This is a genomic window from Pseudomonas sp. PA-7-1E, assembly GCF_021605325.1.
GTDB lineage: Bacteria > Pseudomonadota > Gammaproteobacteria > Pseudomonadales > Pseudomonadaceae > Aquipseudomonas > Aquipseudomonas fluorescens_BV.
In genome coordinates this window covers 15,460-40,318 of sequence record NZ_WKFA01000046.1, presented here as the reverse complement: position 1 = coordinate 40,318, position 24,859 = coordinate 15,460, and the positions used below count along the sequence as shown (strand labels likewise).

The 24,859-nt window shown below is 60.0% G+C and carries 24 protein-coding genes and 1 tRNA gene; 6 read left to right on the top strand and 19 right to left on the bottom strand.

The features are described from left to right. Positions 1-77, top strand: a tRNA-Asp gene (locus GIW79_RS22630). Positions 78-166: 89 nt separating this feature from the next. Here GIW79_RS22630 and GIW79_RS22625 read toward each other — a convergent pair. Next, complete coding sequence (locus tag GIW79_RS22625) at positions 167-1,300, bottom strand: catalase family protein (RefSeq protein ID WP_054897889.1); 1,134 nt, start codon at positions 1,298-1,300, stop codon at positions 167-169. 29 nt (positions 1,301-1,329) lie between these two features. Then, positions 1,330-3,138, bottom strand: a complete 1,809-nt coding sequence (locus GIW79_RS22620; protein WP_236452531.1) for a di-heme-cytochrome C peroxidase — start codon at positions 3,136-3,138, stop codon at positions 1,330-1,332. A 247-nt stretch (positions 3,139-3,385) separates the two neighbouring features. On the opposite strand from GIW79_RS22620, the gene GIW79_RS22615 reads away from it, so the two are divergent. From GIW79_RS22615 to GIW79_RS22600, 4 genes are all read left to right on the top strand, one after another. Beyond that, on the top strand, positions 3,386-4,126 hold the full coding sequence (locus GIW79_RS22615; protein ID WP_003190133.1) for an FKBP-type peptidyl-prolyl cis-trans isomerase: 741 nt from the start codon (positions 3,386-3,388) through the stop codon (positions 4,124-4,126). A 1,009-nt stretch (positions 4,127-5,135) separates the two neighbouring features. Further along, on the top strand, positions 5,136-5,591 hold the full coding sequence (locus GIW79_RS22610) for a YkvA family protein (RefSeq protein WP_056788425.1): 456 nt from the start codon (positions 5,136-5,138) through the stop codon (positions 5,589-5,591). 96 nt (positions 5,592-5,687) lie between these two features. Beyond that, positions 5,688-6,026, top strand: coding sequence for a helix-turn-helix domain-containing protein (locus GIW79_RS22605; RefSeq protein ID WP_034127238.1), 339 nt, complete (start codon positions 5,688-5,690; stop codon positions 6,024-6,026). Further along, positions 6,023-6,394: a hypothetical protein gene (locus GIW79_RS22600; protein WP_005786715.1), complete on the top strand. Its 372-nt coding sequence runs from the start codon at positions 6,023-6,025 to the stop codon at positions 6,392-6,394. Before GIW79_RS22605 ends, GIW79_RS22600 begins: the two co-directional genes overlap by 4 nt. A 224-nt stretch (positions 6,395-6,618) precedes the next feature. On the opposite strand, the gene GIW79_RS22595 is transcribed toward GIW79_RS22600, so the two are convergent. From GIW79_RS22595 to GIW79_RS22555, 9 genes are all read right to left on the bottom strand, one after another. Then, positions 6,619-6,939: a hypothetical protein gene (locus GIW79_RS22595; RefSeq protein ID WP_034127239.1), complete on the bottom strand. Its 321-nt coding sequence runs from the start codon at positions 6,937-6,939 to the stop codon at positions 6,619-6,621. Between the two features lie 668 nt (positions 6,940-7,607). Continuing rightward, positions 7,608-9,377 carry a bifunctional diguanylate cyclase/phosphodiesterase gene (locus GIW79_RS22590; RefSeq protein WP_197901156.1) on the bottom strand — a complete coding sequence of 590 codons (1,770 nt, stop codon included), beginning with the start codon at positions 9,375-9,377 and terminating at the stop codon, positions 7,608-7,610. A 117-nt stretch (positions 9,378-9,494) separates the two neighbouring features. Continuing rightward, complete coding sequence (locus GIW79_RS22585) at positions 9,495-11,576, bottom strand: carboxy terminal-processing peptidase (RefSeq protein WP_223816873.1); 2,082 nt, start codon at positions 11,574-11,576, stop codon at positions 9,495-9,497. A 361-nt stretch (positions 11,577-11,937) separates the two neighbouring features. Beyond that, complete coding sequence (locus GIW79_RS22580; protein ID WP_072448092.1) at positions 11,938-12,591, bottom strand: HAD family hydrolase; 654 nt, start codon at positions 12,589-12,591, stop codon at positions 11,938-11,940. Positions 12,592-12,624: 33 nt separating this feature from the next. Further along, a complete protein-coding gene (locus tag GIW79_RS22575; RefSeq protein ID WP_034127242.1) occupies positions 12,625-13,614 on the bottom strand; it encodes an ABC transporter ATP-binding protein in 990 nt (329 codons plus the stop codon). Continuing rightward, positions 13,611-14,411: an ABC transporter permease gene (locus tag GIW79_RS22570; protein WP_032892564.1), complete on the bottom strand. Its 801-nt coding sequence runs from the start codon at positions 14,409-14,411 to the stop codon at positions 13,611-13,613. Before GIW79_RS22570 ends, GIW79_RS22575 begins: the two co-directional genes overlap by 4 nt. Then, a complete protein-coding gene (locus GIW79_RS22565; protein WP_003190145.1) occupies positions 14,398-15,243 on the bottom strand; it encodes an ABC transporter permease in 846 nt (281 codons plus the stop codon). Before GIW79_RS22565 ends, GIW79_RS22570 begins: the two co-directional genes overlap by 14 nt. After that, positions 15,240-16,046, bottom strand: coding sequence for an alkaline phosphatase family protein (locus tag GIW79_RS22560; RefSeq protein WP_236452535.1), 807 nt, complete (start codon positions 16,044-16,046; stop codon positions 15,240-15,242). The genes GIW79_RS22565 and GIW79_RS22560 overlap by 4 nt, the downstream gene beginning before the upstream one ends. 216 nt (positions 16,047-16,262) lie before the next feature. Next, a complete protein-coding gene (locus GIW79_RS22555; protein ID WP_003190150.1) occupies positions 16,263-17,339 on the bottom strand; it encodes an ABC transporter substrate-binding protein in 1,077 nt (358 codons plus the stop codon). A 351-nt stretch (positions 17,340-17,690) separates the two neighbouring features. Between GIW79_RS22555 and GIW79_RS22550 the strand changes: the two genes are divergently transcribed. Next, positions 17,691-18,404, top strand: a complete 714-nt coding sequence (locus GIW79_RS22550; protein WP_054897875.1) for a UTRA domain-containing protein — start codon at positions 17,691-17,693, stop codon at positions 18,402-18,404. A 146-nt stretch (positions 18,405-18,550) separates the two neighbouring features. On the opposite strand, the gene GIW79_RS22545 is transcribed toward GIW79_RS22550, so the two are convergent. Genes GIW79_RS22545 through GIW79_RS22510 form a run of 8 tightly spaced genes read right to left on the bottom strand, consistent with a single transcriptional unit; the run spans position 18,551 to position 24,695 of the window. Continuing rightward, complete coding sequence (locus tag GIW79_RS22545) at positions 18,551-19,504, bottom strand: metal ABC transporter substrate-binding protein (RefSeq protein ID WP_054921676.1); 954 nt, start codon at positions 19,502-19,504, stop codon at positions 18,551-18,553. After that, on the bottom strand, positions 19,504-20,403 hold the full coding sequence (locus GIW79_RS22540; RefSeq protein WP_054897877.1) for a metal ABC transporter permease: 900 nt from the start codon (positions 20,401-20,403) through the stop codon (positions 19,504-19,506). Before GIW79_RS22540 ends, GIW79_RS22545 begins: the two co-directional genes overlap by 1 nt. Further along, positions 20,400-21,146: a metal ABC transporter ATP-binding protein gene (locus tag GIW79_RS22535; RefSeq protein ID WP_054921674.1), complete on the bottom strand. Its 747-nt coding sequence runs from the start codon at positions 21,144-21,146 to the stop codon at positions 20,400-20,402. The genes GIW79_RS22540 and GIW79_RS22535 overlap by 4 nt, the downstream gene beginning before the upstream one ends. Then, on the bottom strand, positions 21,143-22,063 hold the full coding sequence (locus GIW79_RS22530; protein WP_054897879.1) for a metal ABC transporter substrate-binding protein: 921 nt from the start codon (positions 22,061-22,063) through the stop codon (positions 21,143-21,145). Before GIW79_RS22530 ends, GIW79_RS22535 begins: the two co-directional genes overlap by 4 nt. A 19-nt stretch (positions 22,064-22,082) precedes the next feature. Further along, a complete protein-coding gene (locus GIW79_RS22525) occupies positions 22,083-22,643 on the bottom strand; it encodes a DUF6162 family protein (RefSeq protein WP_057978110.1) in 561 nt (186 codons plus the stop codon). After that, the gene (locus GIW79_RS22520) at positions 22,640-22,963 is read right to left on the bottom strand and encodes a hypothetical protein (RefSeq protein ID WP_014717808.1); all 324 of its coding nucleotides are present in this window, start codon (positions 22,961-22,963) and stop codon (positions 22,640-22,642) included. Before GIW79_RS22520 ends, GIW79_RS22525 begins: the two co-directional genes overlap by 4 nt. Next, entirely contained in the window at positions 22,960-23,496 is a 537-nt protein-coding gene (locus GIW79_RS22515) for a hypothetical protein (RefSeq protein WP_019817260.1), read from the bottom strand. The genes GIW79_RS22520 and GIW79_RS22515 overlap by 4 nt, the downstream gene beginning before the upstream one ends. Further along, positions 23,493-24,695 (bottom strand): PepSY-associated TM helix domain-containing protein, encoded by a 1,203-nt coding sequence (locus GIW79_RS22510; protein WP_105226337.1) that lies wholly within the window; start codon positions 24,693-24,695, stop codon positions 23,493-23,495. Before GIW79_RS22510 ends, GIW79_RS22515 begins: the two co-directional genes overlap by 4 nt. Between the last annotated feature and the right edge of the window lie 164 nt (positions 24,696-24,859).

Sequence of the window (24,859 nt, the reverse complement as noted above, 5' to 3'; positions counted from 1 at the left end):
GCAGCGGTAGTTCAGTCGGTTAGAATACCGGCCTGTCACGCCGGGGGTCGCGGGTTCGAGTCCCGTCCGCTGCGCCATATTCGGTCACCTGGAATACTGAACGCCAGGTAGCCAAAAGAAACCCGCTCATTGAGCGGGTTTTTTTTCGCCTGCGATTTAACGCGCCTTACGGTGCGTTGCGGCTGTGGCGGTAATCGCTGACGGCCTCGTACACCGCTTTGCGCAGCCGGTTGATGCCACCGATGGGGCGGTGCGCTTCCAGCCCGAACCAGGGGTTGAACGACTGGTTATCGCACGCCAGGTTCTGCGCCGGCGTGTCGAAGTCCTGGGCGGGAATCCTGACCTTGGCCACGGTTTCATACGGCGCGTCGCTTTCCTTCCATTCGATGCTGGTGTCTTCGATCGGCATGAACGCCTGCGGGTTTTGCCGCTGGATCTGCAGCACAAAACACGCATCTACACGGTCGGTGGACAGTTGCTGGTTGAGCGCGCTGCGCAGGAAGTTCGGCAGGGCCTGGTTCTGTTTGGGCAGCACATAACCCGGGCAGCTTTGTGGGTCGGGCGCGACGCGGAACTTGGCGTTGGCCGCGCCAAACTTGTAGGGCGACACTGAAAAGTAAGTCGTCTGCGTCGGGCTGGCCGGTGCGGGCGCCAGGGTTGCCAGGGCGATAAACAGGTGACGCACTTGCCAACTGCGCGGGTCGAGCTTGGGAAAGAAAGCCAGGACCTTCTTGCCATCCGCTTGCGCGCCGATGTTTTGCGCGTATTCCGCGACATCGCTGACAAAAAAGTTCGGGTGGCTGAACATTACGAAATCCTGTTCGGTGCGCGCTTGCTGATCTGCCATCAGTTGCTTGCCCGGCACATCCAACAGCTTGATGGCCATGCCGCGTGCATCGCGGATGCTGTCGAATTGTGGATAAGCGTTGCCGTTGGACAGGCGCATCGTCGCCTGCCAGGTCTTGCCCGGCTCGGCGAACACGCCCTGGCGCAAGGCCGGGTCGAGATCTGCCAGAACGCTGACCTCGGCTTTCACGCACCCATGGGCCTTGGCATGGGCATCACGCAGGTAGCGAGTGCCTTCGCGATGCTGATCAACGATGCGCACGGCGGTCTGGATGATGCCTTGGGTCATCGCCGCTTCACCCGGCGGGATCTGTTCCTTCACCGACACCGGGCCCCTGTGCTGCCAGGCGAACCAGGCCGTGGCCAACACCCACCCCAGCAGGCCCAGGCCCAGCAGCCACAGCAGGGTTTTGCCAACAAAGGCGCCAAGGCGTAGCCAGAGACGAGCAAGCATGGAGCGGTCCTTGTTTTGCGAGCGGATAATCATGGCAGTTGTTGCTCCAGCGGGCCGCCCAGCACTTTGAGGTATTCGAGCAGCGCCCAGCGTTCCTGCGGCAGCAAGCCGCGGCCGATCACGCCATTGCCACGCTTGCCGGCACGGAATTCGTGGCCGCTGTTGTGGTTGCCGGTGATTCTGGTATCGAACAGGAAGGCATTCTTGAAGGCGATGGTCTCAAACCCCAGGTGACGCGGGTCGTAGTTGAAGGTGCCCTTATAGAAGGTAGTGCTGCGTTCGTCCTGGGGCGAGAGCAGTTGGTAGATCGTCGGCACCGAACCGTTGTGCAGGAACGGTGGGGTGGCCCATACGCCGGCCAGTGGCCGCGCCTTGTAGGCACGCAATTCGCGCACGCCGATGGGCAGGCCGAACCCGTCCAGGCCTGGGCGCTCGGCCGCGGTAACGCCGGCCGCACGGTAGGCATGCTCTTCGACGAAGGCGGTGACATAGGCTAAACCCTGGGCCACCGACATTTTTTTCAGGTCCAGCGGCGCGGTGGGGGTGGGGTGCAGTTCGACATTGAGCCGGGCCAGTTCGGCCGGGTCCCATTGCAACGCGCTGAGGTCATAGCGTTGGTCGGCAATGTTGTTGGCCGTGCCGGGGTCGGTGCCGATGTAGTTCACCGGCAGCATTTTCAACTGCTGCACCGAACGGCCGTTTTCCTGGGTGACGGTGGGTAGGTGGCAGCCGGCGCAGTTCTCGGCAAAGAGTGCGCGACCCTGGGCGGCGAGGGGCTTGTCGATGGCACCGAACAAGTCTTGCGGCCAGGTCGGCGGTTTGAGCCGTTGCAGGGTTTCTTCGATCAGGTGCAGGTCGCGCACCCGTACGCTGGACGGGTAGCGGGCATCGCCTTTGAGCGGTTGCCCGGCAGTGTCGAAGAACGTCAGGGTCGCGCCTACACCAAGGGCTTCGCCGATGTTGCGCGCCATGGGCTGTTGGGCCGAGCCATTCCACTGCACCCAGTCGAAGGTCCAGATATCCCACAACTGCGGGTAGTCCACCGGCGCATTGGCGACGCGATAATTGTCTGGGGAAATAGCGTCGCCAAAACTGGCGTTGGCGATGCGCCCAAAGGCGTCAGTGCGGCCCGGGCCTTCTTCGGAGGGGTAAAGGCCGCGGTGGGTGTCATTCCAGGCAACCTTGAGGAACTGGTTCAGCGATTGCTTGAAGTCCTTGCGCAGTTGATCGCGCTGGGCGTCGTACTGATCCCCCAGGACCTTGTGGGCAAAGCGCTCGAACTTCCATGGGTTGTAATAGGTAGCGGCCAGGCTGGCGACCAGGGCCTGGCCGAAACTGCCGCCACGCAACGTGGGAACGCTGGAGGGCAGTACGTGTTGCGCCGAGCCGCCGTCGATACGCAGGGCCTGACCCTTGAAGTGCAATTCGCCGGTGTGGCAGGCCGCACAGGTGATATCCAGGTACTGAGCCTTGCTGTCGGCGTTCTGGTGCCGGGCGAACCCTACCGGCAGGTTGCCAGGGTTTTGCGCGGTGGGCACCTGTTTGGGATCGACCAGGAAGCCAAAGCGCGCCAGGTACTGCGGCGCGGCAAAGCGTTGCTCGGAGAACGGCAGCTCCAGGGCGGTGAACCAGTCGTAGTGCAGGCCTTTTACTTGAGTGCCCTGGGGCGTGAAGTAGTAGGTCTGGCGGTCGGCGGCACTCCATTGCTCCTGATAGTGCACCTGTTTCACGGGCACGTAATCCGGCAGCTTGGGGTTGAGGGTGTAATAGAGCATCACGGCCAGGATCAGGCTTAGTGCGATCAGTATCAGGAGTAAAACTCGGGAAAAAATGCGCAAGATAACTATCCTTGTCGAATTGTCGCGTTGTTATGCCACTGCGCCACAGGTGCGGCAAGTGACGATTAGCCTGCTATCAGCCGGTTCCGCGATCCGTCGCGGGCCCCCATGATAAATGGAAATGCTTTTAAACACGTGAACTTATCAGAAGTTTCCTGCTCACATGCCGGTAGCCATTGGTCGGGGCCGCCTGATAAGCTCGCGACTTTATTCGAATGCCCTTTTGGCGCATGAACAAGGAAATAGCATGAAACAGCATCGGTTGGCGGCGGCGGTGGCCCTGGTTAGCCTGGTACTTGCGGGTTGTGATTCGCAAACCAGCGTAGAGCTGAAAACCCCGGCGCAAAAAGCTTCCTACGGCATCGGCCTGAACATGGGCAAGAGCCTTGCCCAAGAAGGCATGGATGACCTGGACTCCAAAGCGGTAGCCCAAGGCATTGAAGATGCTGTCGGCAAGAAAGAGCAGAAGCTCAAAGATGACGAACTGGTTGAAGCGTTTGCCGCACTGCAAAAGCGTGCTGAAGAACGCATGACTAAAATGAGCGAAGAGTCGGCAGCCGCTGGCAAGAAATTCCTCGAAGACAACGCGAAGAAAGACGGTGTCGTCACCACCGCTTCCGGCCTGCAGTACAAGATCGTGAAGAAGGCCGACGGCGCCCAGCCTAAGCCAACCGACGTGGTGACTGTTCACTACACCGGCAAGCTCACCAACGGCACTACCTTTGACAGCTCCGTAGATCGCGGTAGCCCGATCGACCTGCCGGTCAGCGGCGTGATCCCGGGTTGGGTCGAAGGCTTGCAACTGATGCATGTTGGTGAGAAGGTCGAGTTGTACATCCCGTCCGACCTGGCCTACGGCGCCCAGAGCCCGAGCCCGGCGATTCCAGCCAACTCCGTGCTGGTATTCGACCTGGAGCTGCTGGCCATCAAGGACCCAGCCAAGGCAGAAGCAGCGGACGCACCTGCTGCACCAGCCGCCAAGAAGTAATCGGCGCCTGAACACACAACGCCCCGTCTCGACGGGGCGTTGTTGTTTTCGGGGCTGTATCAAAGGATGCAAAAATCTTCTGTGGGAGCTGGCTTGTCGGGTCGCCGCATCGCTGTGATGACCGCCAGACGCTCAGCACTCCAAATGTGGGAGCTGGCTTGCCTGCGATGACGGCCTGCCAGCCTACACCTACTAACTGACACACCACGATCAACCTGTGGGAGCGGGCTTGCTCGCGAAGGCGGCCTGGCAATCAACACAGTTGGATTGTGTACATATCCATTGCTGCGGTAACGGCCACATAGGGTTCCGCCCTGACGGCGGCTCACTTTGCAAGAGCGGCAAAGTAAGCAAAACGCTCTTGCCCCACCACTCGGCACCTCGCTCAGGCTCGGTGTGCCCGTAATCCGCCAGTGATTTGGGGGGCCGCCGCCACGCGCCATCCATGGCGCGGGGCGGCTAAACCGGCATCCCTGCCGGTTTACCCCCCAAATCCCTGTCGAATTCCGGCCAGCGTGGTTTAACGGGGCGCCTAAGATCAAAAGCAGATCAAGATCAAGAGCGGCTCGCTTCGCATCGTGGTTAGCGTTGGCTGCTACGGCCTGTAAAGTTGTGTTGATGCCTAAGGCAATCGCAGGCAAGCCAGCTCCCACATTTGGAGCCGGGGGTGTCTGGGAGATAGGCATCGGCTGGCAGGCTGCCACGTCGTACCGGGTCGTGTAGATGTCTATGGCTATCGCACGCCAGCCAGCCCCTACGTTGAAGCCTCTGCAAATCCAAACGAACGTCCGCAACCGGACACAGTCTGATATAAGACTCGAGCACGGGTAGCCGCACATACATGCCAAGTCAATGAATTCTTGGGTTTTTTTTATGTGCGCAAAAAACGCCCGATCTGACTGTAGGCCTTGTAGTCCGTGGCTTTCAGCCGATAAAACAGGCTCTGTTCACAAGGTTATCCACAATTTGTGTGGATAACCTTTTATGTCGCCTGGAACTGGAGTGCCCAATGAAACCACCGTTCAATTTCACCCGTTTCCTGCCCATGGCCGCACGCTTGCTCGGTCGGGGGCGTTTGCCAACCTTGCTGTTTGCCGTCGCTGCCAAAGGTTCAAGCCAAGGCAATCGGCTCGGCCAGCTCAAGGATGATCTCAAGTTACTGCAGGCCCTGTGCCTGGCTTACTGGCGCGGCGAATACCGTGCGATCAGCCCTAAGGCGCTGATCTCGGTGGTGGCGGGGCTGATGTATTTTCTCAGCCCGATTGATGCGATTCCGGATTTCCTCCCGATGTTCGGCATGCTGGATGACATCGCCGTGCTGGCATGGGTCATGAAGACCCTGAGCGGCGAACTGAGCGCCTTTCGCGCCTGGCGCGATGCGCAACGCCCGGAAAAACTCGCGGTGGTTGAGCGCCTGCCAGCGACGCCTGAGCTGCTGGCTCGGGAAAACCCGCAAAAAAACTAATGTTGCCCGGTATCCCCTGCGACCTTCGTGGCTGTTAGGATTACACTTCTAAGGAAAGAACTTACTTAGTAAGTGTTTTTATCCTACGGGGCAGTCATGGATATTCAGATCATTTCACGCGATGGCGCACCCGAATACGCGGTGTTGCCATGGGACCAGTACCAGGCGCTGCTAAAAGCTGCCGGTCAGCAGCAACCTACACCCGCTTCTTCCCCTGCCGCCTCTACCGCCATTGATCAGGACCTGCGCCCGCTCGCAGCCCTGCGCGGCCTGCGTGAAGCCAAGGGGCTGGCTATCGAGACCCTGGCACGCACAGTGGGGATCAGCCCCTCATACCTTGGATTGATTGAAAGTGGTGAACGCCAGCCGGATGCCGCCATTCGCCGCAGCCTGGCTTGGGAATTGGGCGTAGCAGGTTGGAGGGATGAGTCTTGAGCCTACGTATTAGCCGTCAACACTGGGATGGGTTGCTCAACGAACTGGATCAGGCGCGGCGCCAGCGCCATTTGCTCACCTACCGTGCACTGCTTGAGCGCCTGCAATTCCCCACGCCGGCCATGCAGACCCTGGCGGCGGCCCTGGAGCACCTGGCGGCACTGGATGCCAAGGCCGAGCAGCCGCTGCGCAGTTCCCTGGTGATCAGCCAGGGCGCCAGCCGCCTGCCGCGCACCGGTTTTTTCGAATGTGTGGAGCGCCTGGGGCGGTTCAGCGGGCCTTCTGACGGCGTGGCCGCCGCGTCCTGGCATGCTTCCGAAGTGGTGCGGGTGTTCGAGTACGAGTACCCGGAGTCCGCCGAGGCTTAGAATGCGACGGCAAGGATGTTGTTATCGTCCTACCGCTTGGTTCAGTGTCTGGCCTGTGATCCGAATTCGTAACGGGCCGACATTTTGATGTTAGGAAGTCGTTCTAGGCAGATGAAGTTTGTCGGGCGGCCCGCCCGTTCATATCTTGTATTGTTGTATTTGCTGCCGAGGAGTGGTTTAAAGTTGGCTTCTATAATGAAGCCAACTGTAATGAGTATTAAAGGTCAGAATTTAGGGAAGGTGCCGTGCGGCAAAAAGTATTTTTCTATTAGGGTGGTATATGCACGGTGGGATCCATAGATGTCCTCCATGCTTTTTCGAGTTACCTCCGTAACTACAACATCATCTCTATCGTCACGAAAGCCTTCCGTGCATTTGTCAAATATCGTGTCGATATCTGCATGGTGAGCAATTATGCAAGAGTTGTTTATTCCAGCATAATCGGGGGTTTTTCCATTAAGATTGTCGACATTCTCATGGAATTTAGTAAAGTTCTTATTGCTCTTTCCTCGATCTAGATAGACATGGTAAATAAACTTTTCCATGATGTTTCCTTAAAGTTGAATTGATTTTTATGCGTGATTTGAGCGCGCAATCACTTCCTTGAGTAAGGTGCAGTCTGCGCAGATGTAGTATTATTGGGTGGGCGCGTTAGCTCAATACAGGAGTGTTTATTTGCTTTACCATGGCGGCAATTTTATACGCAAGATCTCCACCAGCCCCGGGCCCTTGGAATACTACCGATCCTGTCGTTTCATAGACATTTAAAATCAATTGATCGGGGAACGTATATTTAAGCTGCCCATTAGGTTTGGATTCCAGATGGTGCTCAATAGTTGATAGGTAAGACCTTAGAACAGATACGTGATTACAAATCATTGATGGGACAGTCATATTTATCCTTAAATTTTACTGACGTAAGTATATGGGGTGATGGCGCAAGGCTATCACTCCGTTCGACATTACCTCTTTCGAGGGCATTCGGCAATAGTCTCAGCGCGCCACTGCGCCACCCTGAGTTTTTGTAAAGGGAATTGCCATAACTGTTGAATGTTGACCGATTTTTGCTCAGTCTGCGAAGGCAAGGGTCGGGCAGTGGAGTCCAACTCCGTCCGCATTAGTACTCAATCCAATGGTCATTCCAGTATTGATCTTTCTGAGGTCTCGTTGATTACGCCCAGTATTTGCGAGGTTGATCGAAATCTGCCGAGGTCTAAAGCGCTGGGGTATACATGTCCATGCTGTCGATCACGTGGATGCTGTAGCCCGCCACATCCTTGGCATGGTGCTTGGCTTGTGACGCCAGCTCTGCCAACTGGCTGGCATCGAGTTGTGCGCAGGCCTGTGGATACAAGTGCACTACACCGATGGACAGCGACAGCAACGCAAACTCCTGGCGCACGCCCTGGCGATTGAGGGCCACGAAGCACCCAGCCTCCAGATGTTCAGCGCGGTAGAAGCGTCGGCATTGGGTATGGAAGTCATCCAGCAACTGGTTGAGCCGCTTGCGCCAATCCTGCGGGCCCAGCACCAGCAAAAAATCATCCCCACCAATATGCCCGACAAAGTCGCGGCTGGGGTCTACCCGGTCGTTGAGGCACTGCGCCAGGCACAGCAGCACTTCATCCCCGCGCCCGTAGCCGTAGATATCGTTGAACGGTTTGAAACTGTCGATATCCACATAGCAGATCACCGACTCGCGCTGTTGCTGCAGCAGCCGGGTGAGGCACTGCTGGATCGGCACATTGCCAGGCAACAAGGTCAACGGGTTGGCGTAGCGGGCCTGCTGGATTTTCAGCTCCGTGATCAACTTGAGCACGTCGATGACCCGACCCAGCCCCAGGTAATCACCGTTCAGGGTTATGATGAAATCCTCTTCGATGCGTTGCCGCGCGCGGCTGGTCAATAAGCGGCTGACCTGCTGCAAGGACTGGCTCAGTTCCACCGCCAAAAAGTCATCGCTCATCAAGCGGCTGATGGGTTTACGTGCAAACAGATCGGTCGCGAACGGCTTGAGCAACGCGTCCGACAACGAGTGCCGGTGCACAATGCCGACCGGGCAACCGCGGCCGTCCAATACCGCCAGCGAGTTGAGGTTGGCCTGGCGGCGGAACGATTCCAGCACTTGAGCGGTGGCGGTGTCTTGATCCACGGCGGGCTGCTCATTGAGCAGGGCGCTCAAGTCACTGCCTTCGTCATTGAGGGCCAGCGTGGCGTTATCCGGCTTGGGCAGCATCAGGCGCGCTTCCTGCGGCGGCTTTTCCTGAGGGCGGCAGAGCAGGTAGCCCTGGACCAGGTCGACGCCCATCTCCGTCAACACCGCCAGTTCTTCCGGCAACTCGATGCCCTCGGCAATCACTTGGGCGCGGGACGCCCTGGCGATCTGCAGGATCGAGCCGACAAACTCACGCTTGAGGGCGTCCTGGTGAATGCCGTCGATAAAGTGCCGGTCGATCTTCACGTAGTCCGGGCGCAGTTCGGACCACAACCGCAAGCTGGAATAACCGGCGCCCAAGTCATCCAGTGCGATGGCAAAACCCATGTCGCGGTAGTGGTGCAAGGCAGTTTGCAGCAGCGCGAAATCGTCGGTGGGTGCCTGCTCGGTTAGCTCGATCACCACTTGGCTGGGAGAAATGCCGAAGTCGCGCAACAGTTGCAGCGTGCGCCCTGGCTGATGTGCGTTCTCCATCAAGGATTCGGGAGAGATATTGAGGAACAGCTTGCCGGGCAGTTTCTGCTCGCTGAAGCGCCGGCATGCACTCTCTCGACACGCCATGTCCAATTCGCTCAGGCGCCCGGCGTGGCTGGCCACCGAGAACAGTGCGACGGGGGAGTGCAGCGGGCTGTTGGACGGGCCACGACTGAGAGCTTCATAACCGAGGATGCGCCGCTCCGACAGGCAGATGATCGGTTGGAACAGGCTGTGCAAACTGCCTTGAGCCAGGATTGAGCCCAATGCATTCAGCTGTTCGGTCATGGTCATGGCGGTCTCGATCAAAAAAAAGGACCGCAGGCGTAAACCTGCGGTCCTTTTATTTCACGACAGAATGATGTCTATATGATGACACTCCGAGGAGCGATCACATTAAATCGCCATCATTTACTGCTTGGCCACCTGCTTGGTGATTTTCAGATAATCCAGCAGGATCCGGCCAGTCTCGGCCAAGTAAGCGTCGTCTTCCGGCTTGGTTTTATCCGCCTCGGTCGGCAGCGCGTCTTCATCTTCTTTCTTCAGCTCTTTGAGCGGGTCTTCACCCTTGGCCTTGCGGCGGGTGTTTTCCAGCACCAGTTGCTGATTCTCGATGCTGGAGTGCTGTGCACGGCGATCCGCTTCGTTGAGGCTGACGGTCTTCTCTTCCATCAGCTTCTTGGCCAGGGCCAGCTTGTCGCGAATAAACACGAACTCGGCGTCCTTGGCAGAGCGGGTGTCATGGTCAGCCTTCAACTGAGCCAGGAAGGGCTTGAACGGATCCGACGCCGGCTTGATCGCAGGGCGGATAGTGTCCCACGGCATGGCTTCAGGCAGGGCGCTTTCGCCGATTTCCTTGGTGTCGATGATCGAAGGGAAATCGATATCCGGCAGTACGCCTTGATGCTGGGTGCTCTGCCCGGATACCCGGTAGAACTTGGCCAGTGTCAGCTTGAGCTCGCCATGGTTCAGCGGTTGGATGGTCTGCACGGTGCCTTTGCCGAAGGTCTGGCCGCCGATGATCAGTGCGCGGTGGTAGTCCTGCATGGCGCCGGCGAAAATCTCCGAGGCCGAGGCCGAGAGACGGTTGACCAGCAGCGCCATCGGCCCTTTGTAGAAGGCACCCGGGTTCTCGTCTTCGAGCACGTCGACACGGCCGTCAGCGTTGCGTACCAATACGGTCGGGCCCTTGTCGATAAACAGGCTGGTCAGCTCGGTAGCTTCCTGCAGGGAGCCGCCGCCGTTGTTGCGCAGGTCGATGACCACGCCGTCGACTTTCTCTTTCTGCAGTTCTGTCAGGATTTTCTTCACGTCGCGGGTGGTGGACTTGTAGTCCGGATCACCGGCACGGAACGCCTTGAAGTCCAGATAGAAGGCCGGGATCTCGATCACGCCCAGCTTGTAGTCCTTGCCATCCTGCTTGAGGTTGAGGACTTTCTTCTGCACGGCCTGGTCTTCGAGCTTCACCGCTTCACGGGTGATGGACACGATCTTGCTGGTCTGGTCGTTCGGTGCATTGGTGTGCGGAATCACTTCCAGGCGCACCACGCTGCCTTTAGGCCCACGGATCAGCTTGACCACTTCGTCCAGGCGCCAGCCGACCACATCGACCATCTCTTTGTCGGCTTGGGCCACGCCGATGATCTTGTCGGCCGGTGCCACTTGCTTGGTTTTGTCAGCAGGGCCTGCCGGCACCAGACGTACGATCTTCACCTGGTCATTGTCGCTTTGCAGGACGGCACCGATGCCTTCCAGGGACAGACTCATATTGATATCGAAATTTTCCGCGTTATCTGGCGACAGATAATTGGTGTGCGGGTCGTAGGACATCGCAAAGGTGTTGATGTAGGCCTGGAAGATATCCTCGGCACGGGTCTGGTCCAGGCGTGCCAGCTGGTTTTTGTAGCGCTTGGTCAGCAGTTCTTGAATGGCCTTGGGCTCTTTGCCGGCGATCTTCAAGCGCAGCACTTCGTCCTTGACGCGTTTGCGCCACAGGTCGTCCAGGGCTGCGGTGCTGGTCAGCCAAGGGGCGTCCTTGCGGTCTACCAGAAGGGTTTCTTTCTGGGTGAAATCAAGTTTGTCGACGCCCTTGTTCAGCTCACCCAACGCGAAGTCCAGACGCGCTTTGACGCGGTCCAGGTAACGCTTGTAGATGGTGAAGCCGGGTTGCAGGTCGCCGCTCTTGAGGAAGTCGTCGAATTGGGTCTTCCACTTGTCGAACTCAGCGATATCGCTGGCCAGGAAGTAGCTGCGCGAGGGGTCCAGCAGCTTGAGGTAGCTGTCGTAGATGATCACCGAGCGAGCGTCGTCCAGCGGCGGCTTGCTGTAGTGATGGCGCTTGAGCAACTCGACGACGTTAAGGCTGGCAATCACCTCATCGCGATCAGGCTGAAGGTTGTCCCAGCTATTGGCTGCGAACGTATTGGTCGACATCGACGCGAAGCCGAGACCAATGAAAAAAGCGAGGGCGGTGCTGGGGAACAGATGCTTCATGCTGATTCGACGCGGGGGCAATTGATAACGCATATTAGGCCGTCTTTGAGGGAGCCGGTTCCATATGGTCCGGTCGCATAATGCAAAAAGCCCGGCGCTACAGCACCGGGCTCAGTCCAGACTCACTATGGAGGCACTGTGAAAGCATTGCAAGGCGTTGACGGTGATGTGGGGGGCTAGAACAACCTCGTCCTACGTCCGGTGTAGTCCATATTGCCAATAGCCTGACCGAATCCTAGATTGAAATGCAGTCAGTGTGGGAGCTGGCTTGCCTGCGACAGCGGTGCAACAGTGAAGAATTCTTCATCTGGCGCACCGCTGTCGCAGGCAAGCCAGCTCCCACAGGTTGATGTCTATTAATTCAGGTCCAGTGGTGGATCGGCCAGCCGGCCTGTTCGGCATTGGCGCGCAACACCGGGTCCGGGTTCACCACGTGCGGGTGATCCACCTTGAGCAGCAGCGGTAAATCATTGCGCGAGTCCGAATAGAAATAGGCACCTTCAAGGGTTTCGCCTTCCTGCTCCAGCCATTCCAGCAACCGCGTGATCTTGCCTTCACGGTAAGTCAGTACACCCTCTGTCTTGCCGTCGTATACCCCATGGCTGACGCTCAGGTTAATCCCCAGCACTTCCTCGATACCGATACGCGCAGCAATCGGCGTGACCAGGTGAGTGCCCGAAGCGGAAATCACCAGGATCCGGTCACCGTTCGCGCGGTGGCGGGCGATGGTCTTGGTGGCGTCGCTGTAGATCAGCGGCTCGATCACGTCCTCGACCCACGGCTCCACCAGGTGCTCGATTTCTTCCGGGGTTCGGCCGATCATCGGCTCCAGGCTGAAATCCATGAAATCTTCCATCAACAGCTTGCCCTGGCTGTAGGCATCCATCAGCTCGTTGTTCCTGCGCATGAATGACTCAGGGTCTACCCAGCCGAGGCGGCCCATCTGTTCGCTCCACAGCGTGGCGCAGTCGCCGTGGATCAAGGTGTCGTCCAGATCAAAAATTACCAATGCCATCGGTGATGCTCTCTCTCAATAGGTCGCTGCCTGTCAGGCTACTTCACACAGTGCGCTGGGGTCGATGGAAAGTGCCAGGCGTTGGCCGTCCGGATGCAGGTCGTCGGCCGAACGATTGAGCACGTCCACCACCAGCTCGACACCACGGGCTTCGATGCGGTAGCGAATCACGTTACCCAGCAGGCTGTGGCTACGCACCAACGCATCGAGCTCGCCACTGCGGCTCAACTCGATGGCCTCGGGGCGAATCGCGATACGCCCGCTGATCGGTCGCTGCAGCAGTTGGCTAGCCTTGTCGGCATCGAGCAGGTTGTAGTTGCCGATAAACCCAGCAGCGAACACATCCACCGGCGCGGTATAGAGGGTTTCGGCATCGCCGCTCTGCACGATCTTGCCCTGGTTCATCAAGAAGATGCGGTCGGACATGGTCAGGGCTTCTTCCTGGTCATGGGTCACGAAGATCGTGGTCAACCCCAGTTCGCGCTGGATCTGGCGGATCTGTTCGCGCAAATGCTTGCGAATCCGTGCATCCAATGCCGACAGCGGTTCATCCAGCAGCAGCAGGCGCGGGCGGGTCACCAGTGAGCGGGCGAGGGCGACGCGCTGGCACTGGCCACCGGACATTTGGTGCGGATAGCGGCCGGCCAGGTCCTTGAGCTCCACCAGTTGCAGCACCTCTTGCACGCGCTTGTGGCTGTCGTCGGCATTGACCTTTTGCATGCGCAGGCCGAAGGCAACGTTCTGTTCCACAGTCATGTTGGGGAACAACGCGTAGCTCTGGAACACCATGCCGATCTGGCGTTTCTGTGGGCTCAGGGGCACGATGTCCTGGCCATCCAGGAGGATTTGGCCACTGTCCACCGGCGTAAGCCCGGCGATGCAGCGCAGCAAAGTGGATTTGCCGCAACCGGACGGGCCGAGCAGGGTGACGAACTCGCCTTTGGCGACCTCGCAATTGATATCGCTGAACACCGGGGTGCCGGCGTAGCCTTTTTGCAGGTGTTGGACGCTGACGAAGCTCATTGGCTTTTGTCCTTGTTCAAGAGAGTGGCGGCCCAGGTCAGTACCAGCACGAAGAAGAAATAAGAGATCACCACGGCGCTGGTGAAATGGCCACTGCTGTTGCGCATGTTGTTGAGGTACACCTGCAGGGTTTCGTAGCGGGTGCCGACGAGGATGTTGGCGAACACGAACTCGCCGAACAGGAACGAGAACGACAGCAGCAGCGCCACCATCAGGCCCTTGCGCAGGTTGGGCAGCACCACCAGAATCGCGGCCTGCCAGGTGCTGGCGCCGAGCAGTTGCGAAGCGTCCATCAGGTCGCGCAGGTTGATGGCTTGCAGGTTGTTGGTGATCGCGCGGTACATGAACGGCAGCGCGACGGTGAAGTAGCAGCCGATCAAAATCCACGGCGTGCCCACCATCGCCAGCGGCCCGGAACCGTACAGTTGCAGCAGACCCACCGAGGACACCACCGGCGGCACCGCAAAGGGCAGCAGGATCAGGATGTTCATCAGCGCGTCGAGCTTGGGAAAGTGGTAATGCACCACGAACAGCAGCGGCAAGATCAACACCACCGAGAGGATAAGTGCGCCCACGCATACCAGCAACGATTGCCCGAAGGCCATCAGAAAGCGCGGGTCGCTCCACAGCTGTACATACCATTTCACGCTGAAGCCGGCGGGCAGGATGGTTGCCGACCAACTGCTGGAAATCGAGTAGACAAAAGTGCCCACCAGCGGCAGCACCAGGATCAGGAACAACAGGTACACCACCACCCGATGGTAGAGGGAGGCCGTACCGGCTTCAGCGCGAGACATGGTAGCTCCTCTTGAGCAGCAGTTGATGCACCACCGTGACCACGGTCATCAGCGCCACCAGCACCACGGCCAGGGCGCTGGCCATGTTCGGGTCCAGCGACACATCGCCGGAGACCAGGCCGGCAATGCGAATTGGCAGCACGTTGAAGTTGCCGGTAGTAAGCGCATAGACCGTGGCGTAGGCGCCCAGGGCATTGGCCAGCAGGATCACAAAGGTGCCGAGCAGGGCCGGGGTGAGCACCGGCAGGCCGATATGGCGCCAGAACTGCCAGCCATTCGCACCGAGCAGCGCGGCAGATTCGCGCCAGTCTTCGCGCAATGCGTCAAAGGCCGGGTAGAGCAACAGTACGCCGAGGGGGATCTGGAAATAGGTATAAAGGATGATCAAGCCGGTTTTCGAGTACAGGTTGAAGTCCTCAATGATCCCGGCCTGCTTGAGCATGAGGGTGATGCTGCCGTTGAACCCCAGCAGGATGATGAACGCGAAGGCCAGGGGCACGCCGGCGAAATTGCTGGTCATGTTGGCGAACGCGGTGACGAAGTTGCGCAGCGGCGAATCCACTCGGCGCAGTGAGTAGCTGCCCAAGGTGGCGATGATGATGCCGAAGATGCTGGAGTAAAAGCTGATCTCCAGGCTGAACTGGATGGCCTGCCGGTAGAACTTCGAGGTGAAGATGCGGGTGAAGTTTTCCAGGCTCCAGCCGGCCTCTTCGGTTTGCAGGCTGCTGATCAGCACCCACACCAGCGGCGCGATCTCGAACACGATAAAGAACAGTGCGAAGGGCAGCAGGCATAGCAGGGCCAGCCATTTGCCGCGGGTCAATGCATTCACTTGAGCAACTCCCGGCACACAGGTTTGTCGTGGGGCACGCCGAGTAGTTCGCAGACGGTGCCGCACAGGTCGGTCTGTTTAGGCACGGCGTCGGTTTCCAGGCTGAAGGCGTCACCGATGACAAACAGTGGCACCTCCCGTTCTTCGCGCAACAGACCGTTATGGGAGCGGTCGTTGTTCATGCCATGGTCGGCGGTGACCAGTATCTGGTAGCCGGCGTCGAGCCAGCCCTGTAGGTAGTCGGCCAGGATAATGTCGGCCGAGCGTGCGCTGTTGCGGTATTGCGCGGTGTCGAGGCCATGCTTGTGGCCGGCGTCATCGATGTTCATCGGGTGCACCAGCAAAAAGTTTGGCGCGTGCTTGAGCCGCAGGCTTTCGGCGTCGGCGAACAGGTGGGAATCGGGGTAGTGGTCATTCCAGTAGAAATGCCCGTGCTGGATCGCCAGCGCCTTGTCGTCGGTGTGACGATCGCGGGCGGCGAGAAAGGGCGTGCGGTTATACAACTCGCTGACCCAGTGGTAAGCCGCCGCCGCGGTGCTCAAGCCGGCGTCGGTGGCGTAATGGAAAATGCTGCGCTGGGTGGACAGGCGCGAGACGTTGTTGTGCACGACACCGCTTTGGATCGGCGGCACGCCGGTGAGGATGCACTCGTACAACGGGCGGGACAGGGCAGGCAGTTCACATTCCAGTGTGTAGAGGGCTGCGCGTCTTGCGCCGACATAGGCCTGCAAGTGCCCCATGGCGTGCCGGGCAACCTCGAAGTTGAGGCCGTCGAGCACCACAAGGATGACATTATGCTTCATGGGGGCTGGGGCTCCGCAACAAAGGGTATGGCTCAGTATCAACTTGGGATGGGATCAAATGTGGGAGCTGGCTTGTTGTGGCGAGCAAGCTTGCTTGCGCTGGGGTGCGGAGCACCCCCAAAAAGCCGGCACCAGCTACGCTGTCGAGCGGGAGCAAGCTCCCTCGCCACAGCAAGCCAGCTCCCACACTGACCGCCTTTGGATCAGAGAGACCGATTACTTCATTTCTACGATGACTTGCTCGTTCCACATCTGTGGCAGCTTCTTGGACGTCGCTTCCCAGGCATCGGCATCCTTGATCGGCTGCGGGTTGGCCTTGGTGTACTGCTCGCCCGGGATCAGGTTTTTGGCAACGTCCGCCGGCAGTTTCAAATCGGTTTCAGCCCGGATCGGACGCGCATTGCCGCGTGCCAGGTTGAGCTGGCCGGCATCGCTGAAGATGTATTCGCGGGTGAGCTTGGCGGCGTTCGGGTGCTTGGCGTATTTGTTGATGATGGTGGTGTAGCCGGATTTCACCGAGCCATCCGAGGGGATCAGCACCACGTAGTCATCCGGGTTGGCCATCTTGGCCTTGTAGCTCAGGCCGTTGAAGTCCCAGACGAGGCCCACTTCGACTTCGCCTTTTTCCATGGTGGCGATGGTCGGGTTGGACAGCGAGAGCCGACCTTGCTGGGCGATCTTGGTGAAAAATTGCAGGCCCGGCGCGATGTTTTTCTCGTCGCCTTTGTTGGCGATGGCTGCGGCGAGTACTGCGTTCGAAGCCTGGGCGGCGGTGCTCACGTCACCCACCGAGACCTTGTATTTACCGGTTTGCAGGTCAGCCCAGGTGGTGGGCACTTCGGAGCCGTGCAGCAGCTTCTTGTTGACGATAAAGGCGATGGTGCCGGTGTAGGCCAGGGCCCAGTGACCGTCCTTGTCTTTCGCCCAATCCGGCACCTGCGCCCAGGTGGACGGTTTGTATGGCTGGGTGACTTCCTGTTTCACCGCGATCGGGCCGAAGGCTGCGCCCACGTCACCGATATCGGCGCTGGCGTTGTCTTTTTCGGCTTTGAACTTGGCGATTTCCTGGGCCGAGCTCATGTCGGTGTCGATGTGCTTGAGGCCGTAGGTCTTGGCCAGGTCTTCCCAGGTGCCTTTCCAGTTGGCCCAGTCATCGGGCATGCCGACGCTGTTGACGGCGCCTTCCGCTTTGGCGGCGGCTTCCAAGGTTTTTAGATCGGTATCAGCAGCCATGGCGGCGGTGCACATGGCAATGGTCGAGCCTAACAGTGATGCCAGGAAAAGCTGTTTCATCCGAAGCTCCTTTGGGCGTTTTCAACGCGGCGTTTTATCTGAACGTTAGCGGTGGTTTGGTCTAGGTCAGCAATACCTGAGCCAATCTAGGCCCCCTGGATGACAGTTTCATGTCGATGTCGTTTTTGAAGCGCTGATGTCGCTCAGCTCCGACTTAGCGTAGACCATGTCCAAGTGCCCGCAGGCTCTGGACTTGGCCGATGTATTGCAGGGGGTGGTAGAGGCAGTCGACAGCCTTTGTCATCTGTCGGTCATGTGGAGTGCCTAGGCTGGCACACAGCAGCAGAAGCCCAGATAGAGCGCGTTTTGTGCACCTGAACGGTGCTGGTCTAGTCCAGATAGGTAACGTTGATGCGTGATGAGGCAATCAAGGCGGTAACCTCCATCGGCCTGGCGCTGCAAGAGCAGATCGACCATGGCCTGTTGCCGCCTGCCAGCAAACTGCCCGCCGAACGCAAGCTCAGCGAGTTGTTTGGTACCACTCGGATTACCGTGCGGGAAGCCTTGTTACAGCTTGAGGCCCAAGGGCAGATTTACCGCGAAGAGCGTCGGGGCTGGTTCGTCTCGCCGCCACGGCTGGCCTATAACCTGATGCAGCGCAGCCATTTTCACGCGATGGTCAGCGACCAGGGGCGTGAGGCTTCCACGCAGGTCATCTCAGCACGCTTGCAACCGGCGTCGGCGGCGGTGTGCGCGTGGTTGCAGTTGCCGGCGTTGTCGAGCGTGATCCAGATTTGCCGGGGGCGCAGGATTGACGGGCGCCTGGTGTTGTATGTGGAGCACTATCTGAACCCGCAGTATTTTCCGGGAATCCTGGCGTGTGATTTGAATCAGTCGATGACTGAGCTGTATGCCAGCAAATATGACTTGCGCTACGGGCGGGTGCGCTTCGAGATTGTGCCGACCTCACTGCCGGTGGAAGCGGCCGCTGCGCTGCGGGTCTCGGTAGGCAGCCCGGGCTTGCGCATCGCCCGGGTCAATTACGACCAGCATCAACGCCTGATCGACTGTGACCTGGAGTTCTGGCGGCATGATGCGATTCATGTGGGTGTGGATGTGGTGTAGCGGCTGGTGCACCGCGAACCCATGTGGGAGCTGGCTTGCCTGCGATGGTATCGACTCGGTGCGCCTGATAAACCGAGGCGTCCGCATCGCAGGCAAGCCAGCTCCCACAATGAACCGAGTTTATCTCTGACGGATCGGTGGCTTGCCTAGGGTGTGAGTGCCTTGATCACTTGGTCCACATTGGTTTCCAACTCCGTCACCGGGTCGGCGCCGTCCACATTCAATACCAACAGTCTGGAGCCGCCGGCAGTGATGGCGGTTTTGACTGCATCGCTGGGTTGACGGTGATGCAGCACCACGGCCACATCGTTGTCCTTCAACGTGCTGCTGAGTTTTTGCAGCGCCTCGGGCGTCCACTCGGCATCGGGCCGTGCATCGGTGCCGAGCACTTCCAGGTTCAGGCTGCTGACCAGGTACGCGAAGTGATCACTCAAGCTGAGCACACTCAGGTTGTCGGCCTTGGCCAAGCGCGCCTCGCTGTCGGCGGTGAGCTTGAGTAAACGCTGTTTGAGCGCGGCCAGGTTAGCGTCGATCCTGGGTTTGGCAGCCGGCGCCAGGCGGCTCAGGTCGGCGGCCATCACGTCGGCCATGCGCCCCATATTGTTGCTCGATTGCCAGGGTTGGCTGTTCAAGCCATCGGTGACACCCGGTTGTACTGCGATACCCGGCAAGCCGCCGTCCACCGGGCGTGCGGCATCGACTTCGACGATGCGGATATTGCTGCGCCGCGCCACGGGGTACAGCGGGTCATCGGCCCACAGTGAGCGCAGGCCGATGGCCGCGTCGGCGTCCAGCGCCAACTTGTTCAGTGCCGCAGCACCGCGGCCGGTGAAGTAGGACACTTGCCGCGAACCCGGCAGATTGGCCGGCGCGGCGCGTTCAAGCGCTACGTTGGTGCCTTTGAGCAGCGCCTCGGCCAAGCCGTAGGTAATCGGCAGCGAGGCCAGCACCTTGACCGGCTGCTTGGTCTTGGTCAGGGCTGCGTGACCGAGGCCCTGGTTGACTTTGAAGTCCTTGGCGTCGAAACCGTCGACGGCCAGCGCCGACGTACTCAGCAAGCAAGCGATGGCCAGGGCCAGTGGGCGAAAGACAGGGCGCATTATCCAAGATTCCCTTTGAGGCTGGGCACAACGCCACGGGCGATGGCGGCGAAGGCGAAGGCGATACCGGCAACCAGAATGATGGCGGCGCCGGATGGGATGGGCAGGTCGAAGATGATCGGCAGCAGGATGCCGCACAGGGTGCTGACGGTAGCGATCAACACCGAGATCCAGAAAAACCCTTTGAGTGACTGGCTCAACAGGCGCGCCGCAGCGGCAGGAATCACCAGCAAGGCGCCGACCAGGATTGCGCCGATGACCTTGACCGCGGCAACGGTGATCAGGGTCACCAGGATCACGAACAGGTAGTCCAGGCTTTTCACCGCCACCCCGCGCACTGCCGCCAATTGCGGGTTGAAACTGGCCAGCATGATGCGGTTGTACAACGGCAATGCCAGGGCCATCACCAGCGAGCCGACAATGGCCAGTACCAGCAGATCGTTGCCGTTGACCGTCAGCACCGAGCCAAACAGCACGTTCTCGAGAATGTGCACGTTGATCTTGCCGGCCAGGATCAGCAGCAGGCTTGCCCCCAGTGCCAGGGACACCGACAGGAACACGCCGATCAAGGTATCGGGCGCCAGGCCGGTGCGGTTACGCAGGTAATTGAGCAGGATGCCGAACAGCAGGCAGTAGCCAAACAGGCTGCCATAAGGCCCGGTATAGGGTTCTCCCAGCAGGATGCCCACGGCCACGCCGGTCAGCGCGGCATGGCCGACCGCTTCGGAGAAAAACGCAAAGCGCTTGACCACCACCAGCGTGCCCAGGCCGCCGAGTACCGGGCCGATCAGCAAGCCGGCGAGCAGGGCGTTGACCACAAACCCGTAGGCCAGGGCTTCGGGCAGGTAACCGGAGGAGGCCCAGCCCTGGACCATCAAGCGAAAGGCTTCATAATTCATGGCGCCGGGCTCCGAGGGTGGGTGGAGAACAGAGTGAGCAGGCGGTCCGGGGTCAGCGCCTCTTTCGGTGTGGCGTCGAACAGCACGCGGCGGTTCAGACCGGTGACGCGGTCGGCCAGGCGGCCAACGGCCTCCAGGTCGTGCTCGATCCACAGCACCGTAATCCCTGCCAGGCGCCAGTCGTTCAATAGCCGTTCGAACACCTGGATACCCGCCTCGTCGAGGGCCGACATCGGCTCATCCAGCACCAGCAACTGCGGCCCCGGAATCAGCCCCTGGGCCAGCAGTACGCGCTGGCGCTCACCGCCGGACAACGCGCCCATGCGGCGCTTGCGCTTGTCTTGCATGCCGACGCGCTCAAGGGCATCGCCAATCGCTGCTGCGTAATGCCTGGACAGGCCCAGAAACGCCGGGCGACGCTGGCACATGGCAGCCATGAAATCGTCCACAGTCATCGGCAAGCCCCGGTCAAATTCCAGCGCCTGGGGCACGTAACCGATGGTGCCGGGTGTGGTTGGCCATTCCAGGCTCAAACGCCCCTGGTGCGGCGTCTGCCCCAACAGGGTCTTGATCAGCGAGCTTTTGCCGCCGCCGTTGGGGCCGACCAGCGCATGGATGCTGCCCGGTTGTACCTGGAAACTCACGCCATCAAGGATCACGGTGCGCCCCAGGGTCAGCGAGACCTGGTCGAAGTTCAGGGTGGGGCCGACGCTGACGGGGTTCAGTTGCTGTGCGGCGGTCATGCTCCCGACTCCTGAATCGCCCGTACCACGGTGTTGAGGTTGCCGGTCATCTCCACTTCGTACTTCTCGGCGCTGTATTCGCCGTAGGAAATATGCGACAGCGGGTACAGCTTGACCCCGGATTCACGCTGGATGGTATCGACGTAGGTGGACGGGAAATCCATCTCCGAGAAGATCACTTTCACATCCAGAGCACGCAGTTCATCGATGGTCTTTTTCAGTTGGCTGGGGCTTGGCTCGATACCGTGGGCCGGCTCGACCACGGCGGTGACCTCCAGGCCAAACTCGCGCAACAGGTAGTCGTAGGCCGCGTGTACGGTGGCGACGCGCAGGTCCGGGTTGGGCGCGCTGGTCAGCTTGGCCAGGGCGTCGGCGCGCATCTGGCGCAGGCGCTTGCCGTAGGCGCGGGCGTTCTGGGTGTAGGTTTTGGCGTTGTCCGGGTCGAGCTTGCCCAACTCACGGGCAATGTTATTGACCTGGGCAATCGACGCGCTGATCGACAGGAAGGTGTGCGGGTTGACCACCTTGCCCGCACCGCGTGCCGCGTTACCTGTAGCGGCGAGCAGCGGCACGTTGGCGTTGGCTTCGATCACCGGGATGTCCGGGCGCTCGCTGGTGGCGATCATACGGTCGGCGAAGTCGTCATGGCCGACGCCGTTGAGCACGATCACATCCAGGGTTCCGATGCGCTTGATGTCTTCGGCGCGCGGCTCGTAGGCATGGGGGTTGAAACCGGCGGGAATCAGCGGCACCACTTCGGCCTTGTCGCCCACGATATTGGCCACGTAGCTGTAATAGGGGTGCAAGGTAATGCCGATACGCAGGCGCTTGGCCGCCTCGGCATTGGCAAGGGGGGCGAGCATCAGGCTGAACAGGCCAACCAGCAACAGGCGCAACAGGGGCGATGACATAGACATGGGCAATCGGTCTTCTCGTTCAGTGACGGTGCTGGCGGGTAACGCCGGCATCGAATTGCGCGACCACCTGCTGCCAGCCGGCCGCGATCAGCGCCTGGTCAGTGAGGTCGGATGGAGCGGCAAGGTTGGCGCTGCGGTTGAGCCAGATATCCGGCTCACTGCCTTGCACGCGCATCAGCAGCGAACCGCTGGTGGCCGGCGCCTGGCTCAAGCCCAGGTAGGCAGCCGGTGCCAGCAACTGCCAGCGGTGGCCGCCTCGGCTTACTGAGCTAGCGTCCTGGGCAAAGGGGGCGAAGCCTTCTTCGGCCAGTTGCTCAGGCGTCGGCAGGGCGCTGTGTTCCTGCTGCAACAGGTGGATTTCATCCAGGGTCACCCGCAGGTCGGCGTAGATGCCTTGCTCGGCGGCGCTCAGGTCGCGGCGGGCGTCCAGCTGATGGCTTGGCACCGCCGCGACTTCCTGGGTTTCCCCATGCAGCGCCACGACCGTGCCCGCCACCGCGAGGATGATCAGACACAACAGCAACACATAAAGGGTTTCGTGGCCCGCGCCGGCGGGGCGTACAACCTGTGTGATACTCATTGCGACGGGATATCCGCTTGGTCGATTTCCACCACGTGGCCGGGGCCGGCATCGAAGAGCACGTAGAACTCGGCGGCGGGCTTCTTGAAGGTCAGGGTCGAATCCTCGCCGAGCTTGCCCGGCACCAGGATGGTTTCGTCGTAGCCGATCACATCCAGGGTAACGCCGGGGGCGCCACTGCCGTCGGAGAACCCGCCTTTGCACTGGATCTGCTCACCGGGGATTTCCTTGCATTCGCACATCGGGTTGTGGGCGAAGGCGGTGGTGCTCAGGCCGGCGCACAGCAATAGCGCGGCGCGGGTGAGGCGCTTGAACGTCATGGTTTGACTCCTTGCTTGTTCAGCCAGGCAATGGTGGCAGGCGAGGCCTGGCTCAGCGGGATGGAACCCTGGTGCATGCTGCCGTCCCACCCTTCCATGGTCACCCATATTTCGGCGTCCGCCGGGGTGCGTTCGGGGATCGGCAGGGCGGCGCCCATACGGTACGGCGTGCCGAAGAAGATCACTCCGGCGGCGCGCAGGCTGCGAGGTTTGCCGATACGCAGGTAAGTGGCCTTGACCTGCTCGGCGCAGGTATCGCACAGGGCAGCGTTGAAGAACTTCATCGGGCCAGCCGGGTTCGGGCTCGGGCCTTCGTTGCGAAACTCAGCCAGCGTCAGGCTCCAGGGGCCGACTTGCACTTGCCCGGCCACGCGCTCGCCGATGCCGGTATCCCCGCGAAACAACGCGGCGTCGGCAAAGTATTTGGGCATGAACCCCAGCGGCACCAGCAACAGCAGGATGTTGATATGGAAACGCCATTTCAGCCAAAAGGCGCGCAGCGGGGACGGGGGTACGGTTGCGACCTTGCTCATCGCTGAGCCTCCGAGGTGTCGGCGTGCATGGCCGGGATGGGCGCGTGCTGACGTTGCGTCTTGGCCTCGCGCTTGAGGGCGTTGAGGGTGGCCAGGGCGGTGCGCTTGGTCCAGATCAGCAAGCCGCTCAATACCATCATGCTCAGCACCAGGCCGAAGAATGCCCAGATCAGCTTGATCCACAAACCGCCAAAGTCCCCGGTGTGCAGTGGGCGCATCGACTCGGTGACGAATTCCAGCGGGGTACGGTCGGACAACAGGTTGGAGACCGCGATTTCACCGTCATAGGGGTTCAGCTGTGCGGTCTGGAACATCAACGGGTACCAGCCACGCCCGCCGATCTGCAGGTGGCTGTAGGCGTTGCTTGGCATGAACACAAAGCTGGCGTCCAGGCCGGGGATTCGCTCGGCGGCGATGTCGATCGCCTTGTCGATAGGGATCATCGGTGCCGGCACGCCCGGCGCCGACAGCGGCACCTTGTCCCGTGCGATAACTGGCACGATGGGTTCACTGGAAATGGATATCTGGTTGTCGCCCAGGACAGCCTCGATCAGGAACCAGGTGCCAGTGATTGAAATGACCGCGATAAACCAGATCGACCAGATGCCGCTCAGGCGGTGAAAGTCGCCCCAGAAGATTCGCGCGCCATGGCGGATGCGCAGGGTAGGACGAAGGAAGCCTTTCCAGAAGCGCTTGTACACCACCAGCCCGGTGATCAGCGAGGCGAGCAGCGGCAAGCCCAGCGCGGACACCAGGTACCAGCCCCAACTGTACCCATTGGTGAACGGCACCAGCCACCAGCCATGCAGGGCGCGGGTGAATTGCTGGAAGTTGAACGAGGGGCTGATGCCCTGGATCGCGCCGGTGTAGGGGTTGGCATACACCTCCACGGAGCGCCCATCCGGGTAGCTGAGGCCGACGCTTAGCGCGAAGTGCGACTCATCCGGGCGGATAATGGACTGGACGATAGCCTTGGGTTCATCGCGCTTGATGGCCGCGATCACCTGGTCAAAGCTCAACGGCTGGGCTTCATCCGACGGCTTGCTGGCGCGGATATCCGGGTTGGCCAGCCACACGATTTCCTGGCTCACCACGGCCAGCGTGCCGGTGACGCAGACGATCAGCACAAAGAACCAGATGGGCAACGCCAGCCAGCTATGAACGAGAAACCAGAGTTTGGAGCGTGACTTCTTCGACATATGAATGAGGGTCTTGATCGGAGGGGGCGATGGAGGCCCGGAAAAGGCCAGTCGTAGCTTTTGCTGACGCGACAGGCTGTATCTAAGTTAAGACGGATGAGAATGAGAAATCCCTAAGGCGTATATGAAAGAAAATGTTTCAGGATTGCATTCAGGGTGTATGG

Excerpts from the sequence above, each read along its gene's own strand:
- GIW79_RS22515 (WP_019817260.1), bottom strand. The coding sequence starts at position 23,496 with ATGAGCAAGGTCGCAACCGTACCCCCGTCCCCGCTGCGCGCCTTTTGG.
- GIW79_RS22560 (WP_236452535.1), bottom strand. The coding sequence starts at position 16,046 with ATGAAGCATAATGTCATCCTTGTGGTGCTCGACGGCCTCAACTTCGAG.
- GIW79_RS22530 (WP_054897879.1), bottom strand. The coding sequence starts at position 22,063 with ATGTCTATGTCATCGCCCCTGTTGCGCCTGTTGCTGGTTGGCCTGTTC.
- GIW79_RS22520 (WP_014717808.1), bottom strand. The coding sequence starts at position 22,963 with ATGACGTTCAAGCGCCTCACCCGCGCCGCGCTATTGCTGTGCGCCGGC.
- GIW79_RS22570 (WP_032892564.1), bottom strand. The coding sequence starts at position 14,411 with ATGTCTCGCGCTGAAGCCGGTACGGCCTCCCTCTACCATCGGGTGGTG.
- GIW79_RS22605 (WP_034127238.1), top strand. The coding sequence starts at position 5,688 with ATGGATATTCAGATCATTTCACGCGATGGCGCACCCGAATACGCGGTG.
- GIW79_RS22610 (WP_056788425.1), top strand. The coding sequence starts at position 5,136 with ATGAAACCACCGTTCAATTTCACCCGTTTCCTGCCCATGGCCGCACGC.
- GIW79_RS22525 (WP_057978110.1), bottom strand. The coding sequence starts at position 22,643 with ATGAGTATCACACAGGTTGTACGCCCCGCCGGCGCGGGCCACGAAACC.
- GIW79_RS22595 (WP_034127239.1), bottom strand. The coding sequence starts at position 6,939 with ATGGAAAAGTTTATTTACCATGTCTATCTAGATCGAGGAAAGAGCAAT.
- GIW79_RS22625 (WP_054897889.1), bottom strand. The coding sequence starts at position 1,300 with ATGCTTGCTCGTCTCTGGCTACGCCTTGGCGCCTTTGTTGGCAAAACC.
- GIW79_RS22545 (WP_054921676.1), bottom strand. The coding sequence starts at position 19,504 with ATGCGCCCTGTCTTTCGCCCACTGGCCCTGGCCATCGCTTGCTTGCTG.
- GIW79_RS22555 (WP_003190150.1), bottom strand. The coding sequence starts at position 17,339 with ATGAAACAGCTTTTCCTGGCATCACTGTTAGGCTCGACCATTGCCATG.
- GIW79_RS22550 (WP_054897875.1), top strand. The coding sequence starts at position 17,691 with ATGCGTGATGAGGCAATCAAGGCGGTAACCTCCATCGGCCTGGCGCTG.
- GIW79_RS22580 (WP_072448092.1), bottom strand. The coding sequence starts at position 12,591 with ATGGCATTGGTAATTTTTGATCTGGACGACACCTTGATCCACGGCGAC.
- GIW79_RS22585 (WP_223816873.1), bottom strand. The coding sequence starts at position 11,576 with ATGAAGCATCTGTTCCCCAGCACCGCCCTCGCTTTTTTCATTGGTCTC.
- GIW79_RS22590 (WP_197901156.1), bottom strand. The coding sequence starts at position 9,377 with ATGACCATGACCGAACAGCTGAATGCATTGGGCTCAATCCTGGCTCAA.
- GIW79_RS22540 (WP_054897877.1), bottom strand. The coding sequence starts at position 20,403 with ATGAATTATGAAGCCTTTCGCTTGATGGTCCAGGGCTGGGCCTCCTCC.
- GIW79_RS22615 (WP_003190133.1), top strand. The coding sequence starts at position 3,386 with ATGAAACAGCATCGGTTGGCGGCGGCGGTGGCCCTGGTTAGCCTGGTA.
- GIW79_RS22510 (WP_105226337.1), bottom strand. The coding sequence starts at position 24,695 with ATGTCGAAGAAGTCACGCTCCAAACTCTGGTTTCTCGTTCATAGCTGG.
- GIW79_RS22535 (WP_054921674.1), bottom strand. The coding sequence starts at position 21,146 with ATGACCGCCGCACAGCAACTGAACCCCGTCAGCGTCGGCCCCACCCTG.
- GIW79_RS22575 (WP_034127242.1), bottom strand. The coding sequence starts at position 13,614 with ATGAGCTTCGTCAGCGTCCAACACCTGCAAAAAGGCTACGCCGGCACC.